The following is a 15,304-nucleotide window of genomic DNA, read 5'->3' as shown; positions in this document are numbered from 1 at the left end:
AGTGATATGACATCCTTGGTAGTTTTATTGCACTGGCAAGAATCATATTCCATATCGGACAGAATACTTGGTTCTTTGTTACACTCAAATTCATCTCAAGGTGAATAAAAGTTATTATTCGAGGCGGTGTTATGGGATGGGATATTACTTATCACCCAATCAGTAAAGAAGAAGTTCATTTAATTTATTTTAAAGGTCTGCAAGATCTTGAGCATTACAAGACCATTGCTTCGCAATTTGGAATGGATGATTTTTATACTGAACAATTAAAGTCAAGATTCGCAGAAGCGAGAACTATCGAAAAAGATTTGCCTTTTAACAAAGGTCATGCCTTTTATATAGCAATTATTTCTGGGTTTTTACGCAAACATCATTACCTCAGAGGAGCTGCATTTTCATTTTTAGCTGATGATAAATTAATGTCACGCTATGTTAGTGACTGGAAACAATTAGTGCCAGAAGATTTTAAAAACTGCTTATTTGATAATCGCCTGACAGAAAATTACTGTGGAGGTGTTTTCTTGTCCAACGAGGCACTGAAAGCATTACGCAGTGATTACAGTTGTAACTCTGCAGTTCGTGACAAACTGGACGATATTTTTTCTCATGGTCGTCTGGATATATTTTGGCGTGCAGTTGATGACGCTATAGAAAATGACCTGGCACTGGTTGAGGCGACAGAAATAGTTGAGCCGAATCCACTAGATTTGAACTCAACTCGCAGTTTGACAAATTTATTTAATTGTTATCCCGATGGAGCCTTGCTGTATGCAGAGGCGAGCCTTGAACAACTTGCTCAGATAGAAAGTATGACTGAGCCAGTAACACAAGAAAAAAAGAAGGGATTCTTTGCAAGGTTGTTTGGTAGATAAATGGCTTTTTGTTGCCAACAACGAATGGAATGGGCGGTGATTTTGCACCGCCCGCTTTATGGGATCAGATGCACTTCACCGGTTTGGGCAGGCCGCCAATCTTGGTTGCCTGCTTGGCGGGCCCTTCCGGGAACAGCTTGTAGAGGTAGCGGCTGTTGCCCTTCTCGGGGCCGTACTGTTTTTCCATCGCCTTGACCAGCGCGCGGATGGCGGGGGAGGTGTTGAACTCCAGATAGAAGGCGCGCACAAAGCGCACCACTTCCCAGTGCGGCTCCTCAAGCGTGATCCCCTCCTGCGCGGCCAGTACCAGCGCCAGCTCCTCGCTCCAGTCGTTGCTGTTGAGCAGGTAGCCCTTGGCATCGGTCTCGATGAGTTGGCCGTTGAATTCCAGCTGATGTTTTTCGGACGCAGACATGAGGGCTCCTCGCTAATGGGGCTATCAGGATTGGGCGGGCATGGTAGCGCCTTGATCCCCGGTGAGCAACCGACTCTCGTTGGCCAGATGCAGCAGCTGATCCGCCAGCTCGCTGATCAGGTTGAGCTGCTGGGTCAGCATCAGCTGCTCCTCGCTGCTGTCCGGACTTATCACCGGGCACTGACCTCCGATGGAGCTGGAGGGGTTGCCCGCCAGATGGCCGGCGGCCTGCTCCAGGGTGTGGCAGATATGGTGGCGCACCTCATCCAGCCCGCTGATGGCCTCCAGCTTGTCGCGATGGGCCCCCAGCGCCGAAATGTAGGAGAGCAGGGCATGGTTGCGCCAGGTGAGGGTAAAGCAGAGATCGAGGAAGCGGCGGCGCTTTTGCGGCTCCACCAGCATGCTCTGCCAGGCGGTAGCCAGTTCGCTGTCCGCCAGATGGGCGCTCTTGCGCGCCACCCGATAGTCGATGGACTCGTCCCGTTGCTGCTTGAGGCTTGCCAGCACCGCCGAGAGGTAGCGGGCGTTGGCCGAGAGCGAGTTGGCGATAAGTGTCGGCAGCCGCTTGTACTGCCAGTCCGGCCAGAGCCAGGCTACCAGCCCGTAAGAGATCAGGCAGCCGAGCAGGGTATCGAGCAGCCGTGGCCCCAGAATGGCAAAGCCGATGCCATCGAGCAGGTTGAACGCCATCAGCACGTAGAGGGTGATAAAGCAGACCGCGGCGCTGTAGTTGTTGCGCACCTGGGTGAAAAACAGGAAGGCGGCCAGCCCCATCACCACCAGCTGAACGTGCAGCTCGGGGAAGAGCCAGAGCACCGGAATGCCCACCAGGATCCCGGCGAAGGTGCCGAGCATTCGCTGCACCAGTCGGCGGCGAGTGGCGCTGTAGCTGGGCTGGCAGACAAACAGCACGGTCAGCAAAATCCAGTAGCCCTTTTCCAGATCAAAGGCTTGTAGTATGCCGTAGCCAATCACCAGCCCGAGCGACAAACGCAGCGCGTGGCGAAACACCATGGAGTGCAAGGTGAGGTGCTGCTTGAGCTGGGTCAGCAGCGGCAGGCGGGGCGGCCGCGCCAGCGCGGGCAGCTCCTGCTCCGGCTGTTCGGGGTTTTGCAGCACTTCGGCGCTGCCCAGCAGCTGGTTGATGCTGGCCAGATTGCGGCGCAGGAACTTCATCGGCGTCAGCAGGGTTTTCGGGTAGTGCTGCTTGAGATTGGTGAACTCCAGCTGATCGCCGAGGGCCTCCAGCGTCCAGTGAATGCGCTTGTTATGGGCGTAGGGCTTGTGCACCAGAATGGCGTAACCGAGCCGCTGGCACGCTTCGGAGAGCTGCAGGAACACCTCCTGAAATCCTTCCAGTACGATGCCCTGCTTGAGCTCCGCTTCCAGCCGGCTGTAGGGGTAGTGGCTGGAGGTGGCGCGCTCGTGAATCTCCAGCGCCAGCAGGTAGAGGCGCAGCAGGCTGGCAAGCTCGGGGCTCGCCGGATGGCGGCGGCTCAGGCGGGCGTTGAGGGCCGACTTGGTGAGGGTCAGCGCGCTCACCAGATTGATGTTGAGCTGGGCCAGATTGTGGCGAATGGCCTGGGCGCCGTGCTCGTCTGCCGGGAAGAAGCGGGATTTTTCCAGCAGGTAGCGGCCAAGGGCGAAGTAGCTCTGGGCCAGCTGCTCGTGCAGGGTCTTGTAGGGTAGCAGCCAGAGCCAGATAAACGAGACCAGCCCGTACCAGAGGGCGCCAGCGCCGAGGGCCAGCGGCTGGTAGAAGAGATCCGGCGCCTTGGTGGCACCCAGCATGGTGTAGATGGCGATCAGCAGCGAGCCGAAGCTGATGGTGGCATAGCGGGCGCCGAGCGCCCCCACCATCACGAAGATAAAGGTGGAGCTGGCGAGCCCAATGGCAAACAGCCAGGGGGTGGGATAGAGATACTGCACACAGAGGGACGCGAACATGAAGCAGATGAGCGTCATGGCGAGGTTTTTGAGCCGTCCCCACAGGCTGTCGTCGGTTTCGGCGATGGCGCCCGCCACTACCCCGAGGGAGAGCAGTACGGTGAGCTGGATATTGCCTGTGGCCAGGGTGAAGGCGAGCAGACCGAGAATGGCCAGCAGCACCTTGAGTGCGAAGTAGATGTGACTATCGGTCAGCAGTCGGCGCAGCAGGCCAGAGAGATCCATCGGCATGAAACAGGAACAACCCTTGAACGAAACGAGGGCAGGATGTTACCCCGCCAAGCGAGAAGCGGCCCTGATTTGGATCAGGGCCGCTTCGCATCATATCCTTGATTTGCAACTTATCCTGACAGAAACAGGAGCCAATAAAAACCCCGCCGAAGCGGGGTTTTTGATTAGTTGCGGTTGCCGCCAAGCAGGCTCAGCAGGCTCAGGAAAATGTTGTAGATAGAGACATACAGAGTGACGGTGGCGGAGATGTAGTTGGTCTCGCCGCCGCGCACGATCTGCTGGGTAGTCAGCAGGATGGCACCGGAGGAGAAGAGCATGAACATGGCGGACAGGGCCAGGCTCAGGGCGCTCATCTGCAGGAAGATGTTGGCAATCATGGCCACCAGCAGTACCCAGAAACCGACGAACAGCATGCCACCGATGAAAGAGAGATCACGCTTGGTAGTAAGGGCGTAGGCCGACAGACCGAAGAAGGTGAGCGCGGTGCCGCCAAGGGCGGTCATCACGATCTCGCCACCACCATTGTTCATGTACATGTTGATGATGGGGCCCAGGCTATAGCCCAGCAGACCGGTCAGGGCGAAGGTGAAGACCAGCCCCATGCCGTTGTTGCGATTCTTCTCGGTCAGGAACATCAGACCGTAGACACCGATCAGGAACACGGCCCAGTGCAGCGGCGGCATGTTCATCACGGTAGCGACCCCCGCCACCACGGCAGAGAAGCCCAGAGTGAGGGAGAGCAGCATATAGGTGTTACGCAGCACCTTGTTGGTATCGCGTACGGCACTTTGGGTGCCAGTGTAGATAGAACGGGTATCCATCTTGGGTGTCCTCTTGATGTCCGGGTGAGACGGCGAGCAGCCGCCTCGTGATCGCTGTTTGTTACTGCATGTTTACGCATTGTATGTAGAACAAATAGGGATGACGAGGAACAATTTCAAGCCACCTGCCATTTTGCTCCCGCACACTATCCCACAGGAAATATGTATTGCATATGAACAAGGGCTTAGCGTAGTATGCACGCCGTTCGGAGGGGTGGCAGAGCGGCTGAATGCACCGGTCTTGAAAACCGGCGATGGGCGACCATCCGTGGGTTCAAATCCCACCTCCTCCGCCATATTCAAAGAGAAAGCCCAAGTGATTCAATCGCTTGGGCTTTTTTGTATCTGTCGTATCTGGTATTTCAACTGACATGTCACATGGACGATAAAAATGGCTCGGGTTGTCCCTGAGCCATTTTCACCTTGAATGAGGGCTTAGATCCGCCCCTGATAGCGCAGGGGGAAGCGGCCCTGACTGTCGGGCTGGCCGAGGAAGGGGAGCCCTTGCTGCATCTGTGGCGGCAGTGCCGGGCCCGGCTTCAGGGTGCCCTGGAACAGGTATTGGCCATTGGGTTGCAGCTCGAGGCGACCGCTGGTCTGCACCGCATCCGAGCCCTGCTTGAGTTCGGCCACCAGTTTGGAGTCGAGGCAGGTGAGTTTCAGCTCGGGGTCAGCCAGATCCAGCTTGCCCGCAGGGGTATCGGCGCTGGCGTTGTACCAGTCGAGGTTGCCGTAGAGGTTGTCACACCAGGGGTTGCCCTGGACAAATTGCTCCACTTTGAGCTGCAGCTGGCCGGTGACGGTGATCGGGATCGGCAGGCGCATCGGCACCCGGCTTAGCAACCAGGGGGCGGGGGCGTTGAGAGTCAAGTCCCGGCCGAAGGCGGCGCCATTCCAGCCGACAACGCCCTGACCATTGAGTCCGTTGCGATCGCCAAAGCGAATGGCCACTTCGGGTGCGAAGCGCAGCAGCGACCAGCCGTTGAGATCCCAGCGCAGCTGGTTCACCGATTCGCTGGCATATTGCAGTCGGGCGATCTGGCCATTCCAGAGGGTGCCGCTCACCCCTTCCAGTTTCAGCAGGTTGGCAACGTTGGCAGGCAGCGGCAGATAGCGCGCTACCAGCGCTGCAGGCAGGGTGGCCAGCAGGAAGAGCAGATAGGCTGTCAGAAACAGGCTGGCAATCAGGATGCGTTTTTTCATTGTGGACGACTCAACTGCAAACGTCTGACCTTGACCAGACCCGGGGGCAGATCCTCGCGGGCGATCTCGATGATTTGAACCTGAATGCCGTGCTGCTCCACCAGCGTGGAGAGCCAGAGCAGCAAGTCATCGAACTGGACCGTGTCGATCCACACTTGCAGCTCCTGCGCCTGGGGTTGCAGCCGGGCAATCTTGATCTTGTGGTTGAAGGCAGTGCGGTTGACCACCCCTTCCAGGGTGCCGCTGGTATCGATCTGGCGACCCGAGCCCCCCTGCATGGCCAGCACCTCTTCACCTTTCTCCTTGAGCCATGCGAGGGTCTGCTGCTGGTTCTGCACCTGCCGCTCCCGCTCCGCGATGCGGTTGGCGATGGGTTGCCAGACGCTCCAGTAGAAGAGACCGACCAGCAGCAGAACGCCGCCTGCGGCCACCAGCCGCTGTTCCCGTGCGGTGATGCCGTGCCACCAGCTCTGCAATTTTTCCATCATGATGATTTACCCTTGAGCACCAGTGCGCCCTCTACCTTGCCCTCGGTGCTGCGCACCTCGCCTTGCTGTACCTCGAATTGCTTGCCAGCCAGCTCGCGGAACCGCTCGATCTCGGCAAAGCCTGGGGCGGTCACCTGTAGCCGCAGCTCGCGGCGACTGGCATCAAAGCGCATCACCTGCGGCTTGAGGCCGGGGACTTCGGCAAAGGTGGGGGCCAGCTCGGTGAGCATCAGCAGCACGCCGTTTTGCGGGGCTTGTCCCATCTGTTGCAGATGCTTGTTCATCTGGCTGCGCACGTTCACGATGCGGCTCTCACCCGGGAAGATGCGGGTATAGACGGTGCGGATCTCCGCTTTCAGCGCCTTGTCCTGCTCGGTGAGCTGATAGAGTTGCACGCCGCGCTGGCCGAGGGCCACCAGCAGCAACAGACCGGCGGTGATGGCTACCTTGCGCCACTGCAACCAGTAGCGGGCATATTCGGTCTGCGGCCGGTAGGGGCCGGTCAGCAGGTTGGCCCGGCAGGTGAGGGCCCCCTTGGCCAGCAGCAACATGGGGAGTTCCGGCTCCGCCGCCTGCCAGTTGGCGGCGGCAATGGCGGGCACCGGGGTGTGACTGTGGATGGTGACCGGCTCGGTTTCAGTCGCCAGCAAGATGGCCAGCAGCGGCTCGTCGGCGACGATCCCCTGACAGGGGCCCTGGCGCACCAGCCACTCGTTGCCGAGTTGCAGCGCAGACCAGCCATCAGCGGCCTGTGGCAGCGCCAGCACATCGGGCAGCAGTTGCAGGCTTTTGAGGCCAGCGGCATCGAGCCAGCCGAGCCACTCGGCCATCTTCTGCCGATCCACCGCCATCAGATCCACCTGCTGGCCCTCATGGGCCAGCACCACCAGATGGAGCTCGTCCACATCGGAGGCAATCTGCTCCTCCAGCAGGTAGGGGAGGGCCGCTGCCGACTGGCGGTTGTAGCGACCCGGCAGGGTGACGCGCCGGAAGATCAGATCGCTGCCCGGCACCAAGGTGACCACGGGGCGACCACCGGCCCGCTCCTGCAGCTCGCTCAGGGCATCGGCCGAGGGCAGGGTGCCGGAGGCGATGATCTCCTGCTCCTGACCGGACCAGACCAGCCAGGCCACGGGTTGTTGTTTATTGGTCCCCAGTCGGATGACCAGACTTTCGCTCACGCATCTCTCTCCTGCGATACCGGTTTGCAAAGGGCGTTGTGCGCCCTGGCAACCGGTGCGCAGCCCGCAGGCTGCATCCAACATCTCTCGTACCCGCGGGCGATGGCCTGCAGGTGCGCTGTTTATTCGGCGCCGCTACTGAGGCGGCGCAGCATCACCAGTTTATTGTCCTTGCCCCGCTGGAACAGGGTTTCGAGCCAGGCCCGGTTATCGCCGACCTCGGCCACGACTCGGGCTTCGAAGAAGTCGCTCTTGACCACCAGCGCCTCTTTCAGTCCTTTCACCGAATCGACCGGAGCGAGCATGTCTGTCATCAGCTTGCTCTCTTTCCACCCCTTCTGTGGCCGCTCGTTCAGTACTCGCTTGGCGTCATCCAGCCCGATAGTGCCCAGATAGAGGGCAACCAGCAGCTCGGGGCGCTGGGGGACAAGGGTATTGATATTGATCTTCAACTTGTCGTTGGGCAGGGTGCAGACGTAGGGTGCCAGTTTGGCATAGACCCTGGCCGTCACCCCGCGCACCGCCCGCAGCTCATCCTTGCCCAGCATCCACTGATTGGCGGTCAGGTAGGGTGGCTTGAGCCCCTCGTAATAGGCGTCCTCTGCGCCAAGGCTGGAGGCCAGCACCGTATCCTTGTCGGTCCAGTCACGGATGGCATCGGTGAGCTGGGCCGCCTCGTAATCATCCATCGCCAGATGCTTGAGCAGTTCACGAAACACCTGCACCGGATAGGGCTGCTGCGCCAGCTCTTCGCCGCTCCCCGCCTTGGAGGCCACGCTCAGGCTGTTGAGGTTGAAGCAGGATTGCAGGTCGGTCACCTCGCCCTTGAGCTGGCCATCGTCCACCGGAAACACAGTGTTCTTGCGGGCCCAGTTCTGGCTGAGGTTGACCACCTCGGGATTGTCCTTGAAATCCTGCGTCAGCACCTTGCTCACCAGCGCCTCTGCCGAGAGGGCATACCACCACGCCTGTTTGCCTGTGGTGATGTTGGCGGTGCGGCGCAGCTCAAGCTGCAGGCGGCCGCTCATATTGCTGGCGATGATCACCATCACCGAGAGGATCAGCAGCACCACCAGCAGCGCCATGCCGCGCTGGCGACCGGGGGCGGCGAGATTAGCCCGCATTGGCGCCCCCTCCGTTCTGGCTGTCACCATTGCCACTATTGGTATTGCTGTTGCCGCCGTTGTTCCCGTTGTTGTTGTTGCCACCTTGGTCGGGGTTGCTGCTCTGGCTGTTCTCTTCGGCGCGCTGGCCACCGGCACCAATCAGGAACTGGCGGCGAATGGTGCCGTAATCTTCCAGATCCAGCTCCACTGCCAGCCCGTGGGGCAGCACGCTGCGCTGGGTCCACTCCTCCTTCCAGTTGCCCTTGTCGAAGAAGTAGAGGCGAAACGCCGTGACCCCTGTCAGCACTGGCTGGATGCGCGGCTCGGTGCCGATCACCGGATCCGGATAGAGGTAGCTCAGGCGCTCCAGCTTCTGATCCTTGAGGCGCCAGCCGACCCGTTGCAGATGGGAGCGGGGCAGCATGCCGTCCGGGTTGAGCCAGCCGCTGCGCATAAAGGCCATGCCCCAGTCATCGCTCTGCTGGCCGAACCGGGAGGCCGCCAGCAGCACCTTGTTGTTCTCCCCCTCGATGCGACCGCTGCGCGGCACCATCTGGGTGACGTCTCGCTCCAGCAGGGTGAAGGCGAGTTGCAGTTCGTTGAGGCGAGCCTCCTTGCGCTTGGCCACCTCGTCGCTGGTGAGTACCCCCTGCAGCACCTGATAGGCGCCCATGCTGAGAGTGGCGAAGATGGCGATCGCCACCAGCATTTCGAGCAGGGTAAAACCGGCGTGACGGACGGGGCGAGGCGTGCGGGCGGATAGCTGGGTCATCGGCTGATATAGGTCCGCATCATGGCGACCGGGTTCTCGGCCTTGGCCTCGGTGCGCACTTCCATATCGAGCGCCCGGAAGTTGTTGTCGGCGGTGGCGACGCCGCGATAGCGCCAGTACCAGGTGCTGCCCGCCATCTGCTCATCCCCTTCCACCCAGCTGTCACCAGGCCACTTGTTCTCGAGCTTCTGTTGCACCAGCTGGTTCTCTACCACCCAGGTGGCGAGTGTCTTCTGCTCCAGATAGTTGAGGGCCGAGAGGTGTTCGCTGGCGGTTTTCATTACCGCGAGACCCGCGATGGCAAAGACGGCCAGTGCGACCATGACTTCGAGTAGTGTCATGCCGCGGGCGTTCATTCGCTCACCTCTTCATCTTCATCGCCGGTGAGCAGGGTGAGGCGGCCGAACTCATCCCCCTTGACGATGCGGGTGTAGCGGGCATCGCCATCCTGCTGGGTGAAGGTGAGCACGAACGGGCTCAGCTCGCCGCCCGGGAAGATCAGTAGCTGCGGCGTGCGCTCCTTCTCGTCGCGCTTCTGTTCGGTTTTCTCGTCGGAGTCCGGCTGCCAGCCAAAGCCTTCCAGCTCCAGCGCCAGCGTCATGTTCTCGGCCAGTTGCACCGGCCCCAGTTGCTTGTCGCCAGTCAGGGCCAGCCACTTGCGATCCTTGGCCTGACGCTGCATAAACTGCCAGCCATTCTCCTCGACGCGAATGCCCACCAGCCGGCCATCCATCACCGCGTACTCCTGCGCCAGTTGCAGCGTCGCCATCAGGCGACGCGCCTGCTTGTCCAGCTCCCGATCTCCTCTGGCGCCTCCCATGCTGAGAGTGACGGCGGTGGCCACCAGTCCCATCAGCATGGCGACCAGCAACACTTCCAGCAGAGTAAAGCCGGATTGGCGATGAAATGAGAGAGACCGCTTCATGCAGTCAGCTCACAAGGAGTGCGGTGGCGGCACATCACTTATTGGAAATCCTTCAGGTTCCAGTTGCCGATGTCGTCATCGGTACCGGCTTCACCATCCAGACCCATGGAGAAGATGTCGATCTTGCCGAACTGGCCCGGGCTCAGCAGCTGGTACGGGTTGCCCCAGGGATCTTGCGGCAGGCGCTTGATGTAGCCGCCATCGCGGTAGCTGCGCGGCGCCGGATCGATGGAGGGCTTGGTCACCAGCGCGTCCAGACCCTGTTCTGTGGTCGGGTAGCGGTTGTTGTCCAGCTTGTACATGTCGAGGGCATTTTCCAGCGCCACGATATCGGAGACCGCTTTCTGCTGGTCAGCCTTTTCCTTGTTGCCCATCAGGTTGGGCACCACCAGACTGGCCAGAATGCCGAGGATCACGATGACCACCATGACTTCCAGCAGGGTAAAACCGGATTGACGACGTTTGTTCATGAGTTGCTCCGTAACGAATGAGATGGGATGGCCCATCAGAGAGTGATCACTGGGTGGGTTCGACGGGCCGCCAGCGGCGCCACCGAACACCGGAAACTTACATATTCACCATATTGTTGAGCTCGAGGATCGGCTGCAGGATCGACATCACGATAAACAGCACCACCCCGGCCATGGAGACCACCAGCATGGGTTCGAACACCCCGAGGGCGATATTGACCTGGGATTCAAACTCCCGATCCTGGTTGTCCGCCGCCCGCTCCAGCATGCTGTCGAGCTCGCCGCTCTGCTCGCCGGAGGCGATCATGTGCAGCATCATGGGCGGGAAAATCTTGGTCTCGGTCAGCGACTTGCGCAGACTGGTCCCCTCGCGCACCCGTTCGGCGGCCTCGAGAATGCGCATTCTGGCAAAGTCGTTGGAGAGCACTTCGCCGGAGATCTTCATCCCCTCCAGCAGCGGCACCGCGCTGGCGTTGAGGATGCTTAAAGTACGGGCGAAGCGGGCGGTGTTGAGACCGCGACTGACCCGGCCAATCACCGGCAGACCGAGCAGTACCTGATGCCAGCGTCGGCGACGCTTTTCATCGGTGAGCCACCAGCGCCAGACAAAGCTGCCAAGGAAGATCAGCAGCAGGAACCAGAGGCCGTAGGCCTGCATCAGTTCGCTGGTACCGATGAGAAAACGGGTGGTGCCCGGCAGCTGCTGGCCCATGTGTTCAAACTGGGCCACCACCTTGGGCACTACGGCGGTAAGCAGGATCGAGATAACCCCGATAGCCACGCAGGTAAGCACGATGGGGTAGATCATCGCCTGCAACAGCTTGGTGCGCATATGCTGGCGCTGTTCGGTGTAGTCGGCGAGACGGTTGAGCACCTTCTCCAGATGGCCCGACTTTTCACCGGCCGCCACCATGGAGCGAAACAGCTGGTCGAACACATGGGGGAAGGCACCCAGCGAGTCGGCCAGCGAATAACCTTCTACCACCTTGCTGCGCACGGTCGCCACCAGAGAGCGCAAGTGGGCCTTTTCGCACTGCTCGGCCACCGCCTTGAGCGCCTCTTCGATGGTGAGACCGGCCCCAACCAGGGTCGCCAGCTGGCGAGTGATCAGGGCCAGTTCGGCAGTGCTGGCACCACGCCGAAACAGGGCGAAGCGGGTCGCTTCCCGTTTCGCCTTCTCGGTGGTCTCGTTCACCTCGAGGGGGGTGAGCCCCTGTTCGCGCAGCAGCTGGCGTACCTGACGGGCCGAGTCGCCCTCCATCACGCCGCTCTTGCTGCGCCCCTTGTTGTCGAGGGCCTTGTATTCGAATGCCGCCATCTCAATCTTCCCGGGTCACGCGCAGTACCTCTTCGAGGCTGGTCTGCCCCTTGAGGACCTTGTCGATGCCGTCACGGCGGATGCTGGGGGTGTGGCCGCGGATCAGCCGCTCGATGGCGAGCTCGCCGCTGGCACTGTGAATGGCTTCACGCACCGCTTCATCGATCACCACCAGCTCGTGAATGCCGGTCCGGCCACGGTAGCCGGTGTGGTTGCACAGCTCGCACCCGACCGGACGCCACACCTGCTGATCGGGGGCCAGCTCGATCCCCATGGCGAGGCGCTCCTGCTCGGTGATGGGGCGCGGGGCGCGGCAATCGGGGCAGAGGGTGCGCACCAGCCGCTGGGCCAGCACCGCCAAGAGCGACGAGGAGAGCAGGAAGGGCTCGATCCCCATGTCCCGCATCCGGGTGATAGCACCGATGGCGGTGTTGGTGTGCAGGGTCGACATCACCAGGTGACCGGTGAGGGAGGCCTGCACCGCGATCTGGGCGGTTTCCAGATCTCGAATTTCCCCCACCATCACCACATCCGGATCCTGACGCAAAATGGCGCGCAAGCCGCGGGCGAAGGTCATGTCCACCTTGGTGTTGACCTGGGTCTGGCCCACCCCTTCGAGGTCATATTCGATGGGATCTTCGACGGTCAGGATGTTGCGATCCCGCGAGTTGATTTCAGACAGCGCCGCATAGAGGGTGGTGGATTTACCGGAACCGGTCGGGCCGGTGACCAGAATAATGCCGTGGGGCTTGCGAATAAGCTCGCTGATGATGGTGCGGTTGGCCGCGGTCATCCCCAGCTGCTTGAGCTCGAGGCGCACGTTGTTCTTGTCCAAGAGACGCAATACCACCCGCTCGCCGTAGCTGGACGGCATGGTGGAGACCCGCACGTCGACGGCGCGGCCGCCGATACGCAACGAGATACGGCCATCCTGCGGCACCCGCTTCTCGGCGATATCCATCCGCGACATCACCTTGATCCGCGAGACCAGCAGTGATGCCAGCTTGCGATGGGGGCGAAGGATCTCCCGCAGCACCCCGTCGATGCGAAAACGAATGACCAGTGCCCGCTCGAAGGTCTCGATATGGATATCGGAGGCCTCCTCCTTGATCGCCTCGCTCAGCATGGCGTTGATGAGACGAATGATGGGGGCGTCGTCATCGGCATCCAGCAGATCTTCGCTTTGCGGCAGCTCTTCGGCCAGGGCGAAGAAGTCCATCTCGTTGCCGAGATCTTCCATCAGCTGGCGCGCCTCGGAGGAGTCGCGCTGGTAGTGGGCCATCAGCAGCTCTTCGAAGGCCTCGTTGTCGAGTTGCTCCACCGCGAAGCTGCAACCAGCGACCCGCCGCACCTCCAGCAGGGCCTGCGGGGTGACGCCAGGGCGGCACTGCAGCACGGGAGCGCCGTCCCGCTCAATCAGGATCACCCCGAAGTTGCGGGCAAAGACAAAGGGGAGCTCGGGCAGTGGCGCAGGCCCGGCGCTTCCATCCAGATGGTAGGCACTCATCAGGGCTTACTCTGCACAAACGGGGTGGTGGTCTCGACAGTGCTTTGCTGTCTGCTCCGCATCTCGTTGATCTGCTTCTGGATCTCTTTTTGCAGCTCGGGCGACACCATCACATCCTGGCCATAGGCAGGCAATACCTGACGTTTGGGCGAGGTGAGATAGCCCTCTTGGGCTGCCGCATCCAGCTGTTCGGCGCGGAACAGGGAGTATTTGTTGCTGGAGACACCGGTATAGACGTCCGCATCGCGCAAGATGGTCGGCCGGATAAAGACCATCAGGTTGCGCTTGGAGGTGGTGTTGGAGGTGGAGCGAAACAGATAGCCCAGCACCGGGATATCGCCCAGCAAGGGCACCTTGGAGACCTGCTCCTTGGTCTCCTCATTCATCAAACCGCCCAGCACCACGGTTTCGCCGCTTTTGACCAACACCGCGTTCTTGACGGTACGGGTATCGAAAGTGGGGCCAAGGTTGGCGGTACCGGTCGCCTGGGTCTGGGCGACGCTGGAGACCTCCTGCTCGATATTGAGCAGCACCGAATCCCCTTCGTTGATCTGCGGGGTCACCACCAGCTTGGTGCCCACCGTCTTGCGTTCGATGGTGTTGAACACCTGATCGCTGGTGGTGGAGCTTTGCGAACCGCTCTGGACCGGGACCTCCTGACCGACGTTGAAGGAGGCCTCCTTGTTGTCCATGGTGACGATACTCGGGGTGGAGAGAATATCGTTCTTGGTATTGGAGGCCAGCGCCGTGGCCAGCATGGCCCAGTCGCCGTGATAGAAACCGGCGGCCATGCCGTTGAACTCTTTCAGCAGACCGGCAGCGGTGTCGGTCTTGCCATTCTGGTAATCCTTGCCCGCCGCAATGGCGCTGCCGAGAGGCAGACCTGAGTTGGTGAACTGGGTGCCACCGCCGTTGGCATTGCCCCACTGGACGCCAAGGGTGAGGCCGTCGCCATCCTGCATCTCGACGATGATCGCCTCCACCAGCACCTGGGCGCGGCGGATATCGAGCTTGGCCACCACCTGCTCCAGTTCGGACATCACGTCCGGCTGGGCGGTGATGACCAGCGCATTGGTGGTCTCGTCAGCTGAGATGGCCAGCTTGCCACCGCCGATGCTGGCGCCACCTGTGGTTGCGCCGCCGCCCTTCTTGTCGGCCTCGATGCTGGAGCTGACCCCCTTGAGCACCTCGACCATATCTTTGGCCTTGCCATATTTGAGGTAGAAGACCCGGGTGTTGCCCTGGCTTTGCAGGTCGCGGTCGAGCTGGCGCACCATCTGGATGATGCGGGCGCGCGCTTTCGGCTCACCACTCACCACCACAGAGTTGGTGCGCTCGTCGGCCACCACCTTGGGGGAGAGCAGCAGGGAAGCGGTGCCCCCCTGGGGATTGCCATCCTTGTTGAGATTGGTTACCAGCCGCACCATTTCCCCCGCCGAGGCAAACTTGAGCTTGATGATGTCCACATCCTGATCGCCTGCGCGGTCGACCCGGTTCACCACCTCTACCAGACGGTTGACCACGGCGGCGCGGCCGGTGATCAGCAGCACGTTGGAGGGCTCGTAGTGCACCACGTTGCCACCGCCGGCGTTGTCGTTGAGCTGGCGCAGCAGCGGTGCCAGCTCACGGACCGAGACGTTGCGCACCGGCACTACTCTAGTCACCATCTCGTCGCCGGAGCCCGGGTTGCTGCCATCCACCACCGGAATGGCGGAGGTCTTGGCATCCCGCGAGCGCAGCACCTTGAGCACCCCGTTGTCCATCGGTACCACGGCAAAGCCGTAGACGTCGAGCACGCTCAGGAAGAACTGGTAGTACTGATCCTCATTGAGCAGGTCGTAGCTGCGCACGTTGATCTTGCCGCGCACCGAGGGCTCTATGATGATGGTTTTATTGAGGTTCTTGCCCACCGTATTGATGAACTCTTCAATCTCGGTGTTCTTGAAACTGGCAGAGTATTCGGTGGCCCAGGCTGAGCCCGCCATCATCAGTGCCGCTGCGATAGTGGCCAGACGCCAGCTTTTCCCTTTAGTGGTCATTATTGGTAC

Annotated in this window: 14 protein-coding genes, 1 tRNA gene and 1 pseudogene; 2 read left to right on the top strand and 14 right to left on the bottom strand. The window is 60.6% G+C overall.

What is annotated here, in order from left to right; genetic code table 11:
• The first annotated feature begins 131 nt into the window (after positions 1-131).
• Positions 132-872 carry a hypothetical protein gene (locus I6L41_RS10740; protein ID WP_216958736.1) on the top strand — a complete coding sequence of 247 codons (741 nt, stop codon included), beginning with the start codon at positions 132-134 and terminating at the stop codon, positions 870-872.
• Between the two features lie 64 nt (positions 873-936).
• Here the strand turns inward: I6L41_RS10740 and I6L41_RS10735 are convergent, their stop codons facing one another.
• The 3 genes from I6L41_RS10735 to I6L41_RS10725 form a co-directional block, all read right to left on the bottom strand.
• Complete coding sequence (locus I6L41_RS10735) at positions 937-1,287, bottom strand: TusE/DsrC/DsvC family sulfur relay protein (protein ID WP_019446869.1); 351 nt, start codon at positions 1,285-1,287, stop codon at positions 937-939.
• Positions 1,288-1,311: 24 nt separating this feature from the next.
• Entirely contained in the window at positions 1,312-3,465 is a 2,154-nt protein-coding gene (gene yccS, locus I6L41_RS10730) for a YccS family putative transporter (RefSeq protein ID WP_216958734.1), read from the bottom strand.
• A gap of 164 nt (positions 3,466-3,629) precedes the next feature.
• Entirely contained in the window at positions 3,630-4,286 is a 657-nt protein-coding gene (locus I6L41_RS10725; protein ID WP_005338308.1) for a Bax inhibitor-1/YccA family protein, read from the bottom strand.
• A gap of 208 nt (positions 4,287-4,494) precedes the next feature.
• Between I6L41_RS10725 and I6L41_RS10720 the strand changes: the two genes are divergently transcribed.
• Positions 4,495-4,582: transfer RNA gene (locus tag I6L41_RS10720), tRNA-Ser, on the top strand.
• A gap of 139 nt (positions 4,583-4,721) precedes the next feature.
• Here the strand turns inward: I6L41_RS10720 and exeN are convergent.
• The 11 genes and pseudogenes from exeN to exeD form a co-directional block, all read right to left on the bottom strand.
• Complete coding sequence (gene exeN / locus I6L41_RS10715) at positions 4,722-5,489, bottom strand: GspN family type II secretion system protein ExeN (protein WP_216958732.1); 768 nt, start codon at positions 5,487-5,489, stop codon at positions 4,722-4,724.
• Positions 5,486-5,977: a GspM family type II secretion system protein ExeM gene (gene exeM / locus I6L41_RS10710; RefSeq protein WP_216958730.1), complete on the bottom strand. Its 492-nt coding sequence runs from the start codon at positions 5,975-5,977 to the stop codon at positions 5,486-5,488. Before exeM ends, exeN begins: the two co-directional genes overlap by 4 nt.
• Positions 5,974-7,158, bottom strand: a complete 1,185-nt coding sequence (exeL, locus tag I6L41_RS10705) for a GspL family type II secretion system protein ExeL (protein WP_216958728.1) — start codon at positions 7,156-7,158, stop codon at positions 5,974-5,976. Before exeL ends, exeM begins: the two co-directional genes overlap by 4 nt.
• Before the next feature lie 122 nt (positions 7,159-7,280).
• Positions 7,281-8,282 (bottom strand): GspK family T2SS minor pseudopilin variant ExeK, encoded by a 1,002-nt coding sequence (exeK, locus tag I6L41_RS10700; RefSeq protein ID WP_216958725.1) that lies wholly within the window; start codon positions 8,280-8,282, stop codon positions 7,281-7,283.
• A gap of 106 nt (positions 8,283-8,388) precedes the next feature.
• Positions 8,389-9,036 (bottom strand): annotated as a pseudogene (gene gspJ, locus I6L41_RS10695) (type II secretion system minor pseudopilin GspJ); the annotation flags it as partial.
• Complete coding sequence (gene exeI, locus I6L41_RS10690) at positions 9,033-9,392, bottom strand: GspI family T2SS minor pseudopilin variant ExeI (RefSeq protein ID WP_005338301.1); 360 nt, start codon at positions 9,390-9,392, stop codon at positions 9,033-9,035. The pseudogene gspJ and the gene exeI, both read right to left, overlap by 4 nt.
• Entirely contained in the window at positions 9,389-9,961 is a 573-nt protein-coding gene (exeH, locus tag I6L41_RS10685) for a GspH family T2SS minor pseudopilin variant ExeH (RefSeq protein ID WP_216958718.1), read from the bottom strand. Before exeH ends, exeI begins: the two co-directional genes overlap by 4 nt.
• 38 nt (positions 9,962-9,999) lie before the next feature.
• Positions 10,000-10,431, bottom strand: coding sequence for a GspG family T2SS major pseudopilin variant ExeG (gene exeG / locus I6L41_RS10680; RefSeq protein ID WP_005338297.1), 432 nt, complete (start codon positions 10,429-10,431; stop codon positions 10,000-10,002).
• Between the two features lie 97 nt (positions 10,432-10,528).
• Positions 10,529-11,749: a GspF family T2SS innner membrane protein variant ExeF gene (exeF, locus tag I6L41_RS10675; RefSeq protein WP_005338296.1), complete on the bottom strand. Its 1,221-nt coding sequence runs from the start codon at positions 11,747-11,749 to the stop codon at positions 10,529-10,531.
• A gap of 1 nt (position 11,750) precedes the next feature.
• Positions 11,751-13,256: a GspE family T2SS ATPase variant ExeE gene (exeE, locus tag I6L41_RS10670; RefSeq protein ID WP_040065841.1), complete on the bottom strand. Its 1,506-nt coding sequence runs from the start codon at positions 13,254-13,256 to the stop codon at positions 11,751-11,753.
• Complete coding sequence (gene exeD, locus I6L41_RS10665) at positions 13,256-15,295, bottom strand: GspD family T2SS secretin variant ExeD (protein ID WP_216958715.1); 2,040 nt, start codon at positions 15,293-15,295, stop codon at positions 13,256-13,258. The genes exeE and exeD overlap by 1 nt, the downstream gene beginning before the upstream one ends.
• Positions 15,296-15,304 lie beyond the last annotated feature (9 nt).

The organism is Aeromonas sp. FDAARGOS 1411 (assembly GCF_019047125.1).
GTDB classification, from domain to species: Bacteria; Pseudomonadota; Gammaproteobacteria; order Enterobacterales; family Aeromonadaceae; genus Aeromonas; species Aeromonas veronii.
This window is presented reverse-complemented; position numbering and strand designations above follow the sequence as displayed.

What these genes read in the sequence shown, in the direction of transcription:
- I6L41_RS10740 (WP_216958736.1), top strand. Translation starts at nt 132, where the DNA reads ATGGGATGGGATATTACTTATCACCCAATCAGTAAAGAAGAAGTTCAT.
- exeE (WP_040065841.1), bottom strand. Translation starts at nt 13,256, where the DNA reads ATGAGTGCCTACCATCTGGATGGAAGCGCCGGGCCTGCGCCACTGCCC.
- exeH (WP_216958718.1), bottom strand. Translation starts at nt 9,961, where the DNA reads ATGAAGCGGTCTCTCTCATTTCATCGCCAATCCGGCTTTACTCTGCTG.
- exeK (WP_216958725.1), bottom strand. Translation starts at nt 8,282, where the DNA reads ATGCGGGCTAATCTCGCCGCCCCCGGTCGCCAGCGCGGCATGGCGCTG.
- exeD (WP_216958715.1), bottom strand. Translation starts at nt 15,295, where the DNA reads ATGACCACTAAAGGGAAAAGCTGGCGTCTGGCCACTATCGCAGCGGCA.
- exeM (WP_216958730.1), bottom strand. Translation starts at nt 5,977, where the DNA reads ATGATGGAAAAATTGCAGAGCTGGTGGCACGGCATCACCGCACGGGAA.
- I6L41_RS10725 (WP_005338308.1), bottom strand. Translation starts at nt 4,286, where the DNA reads ATGGATACCCGTTCTATCTACACTGGCACCCAAAGTGCCGTACGCGAT.
- exeF (WP_005338296.1), bottom strand. Translation starts at nt 11,749, where the DNA reads ATGGCGGCATTCGAATACAAGGCCCTCGACAACAAGGGGCGCAGCAAG.
- exeG (WP_005338297.1), bottom strand. Translation starts at nt 10,431, where the DNA reads ATGAACAAACGTCGTCAATCCGGTTTTACCCTGCTGGAAGTCATGGTG.
- yccS (WP_216958734.1), bottom strand. Translation starts at nt 3,465, where the DNA reads ATGCCGATGGATCTCTCTGGCCTGCTGCGCCGACTGCTGACCGATAGT.
- I6L41_RS10735 (WP_019446869.1), bottom strand. Translation starts at nt 1,287, where the DNA reads ATGTCTGCGTCCGAAAAACATCAGCTGGAATTCAACGGCCAACTCATC.
- exeI (WP_005338301.1), bottom strand. Translation starts at nt 9,392, where the DNA reads ATGAACGCCCGCGGCATGACACTACTCGAAGTCATGGTCGCACTGGCC.
- exeN (WP_216958732.1), bottom strand. Translation starts at nt 5,489, where the DNA reads ATGAAAAAACGCATCCTGATTGCCAGCCTGTTTCTGACAGCCTATCTG.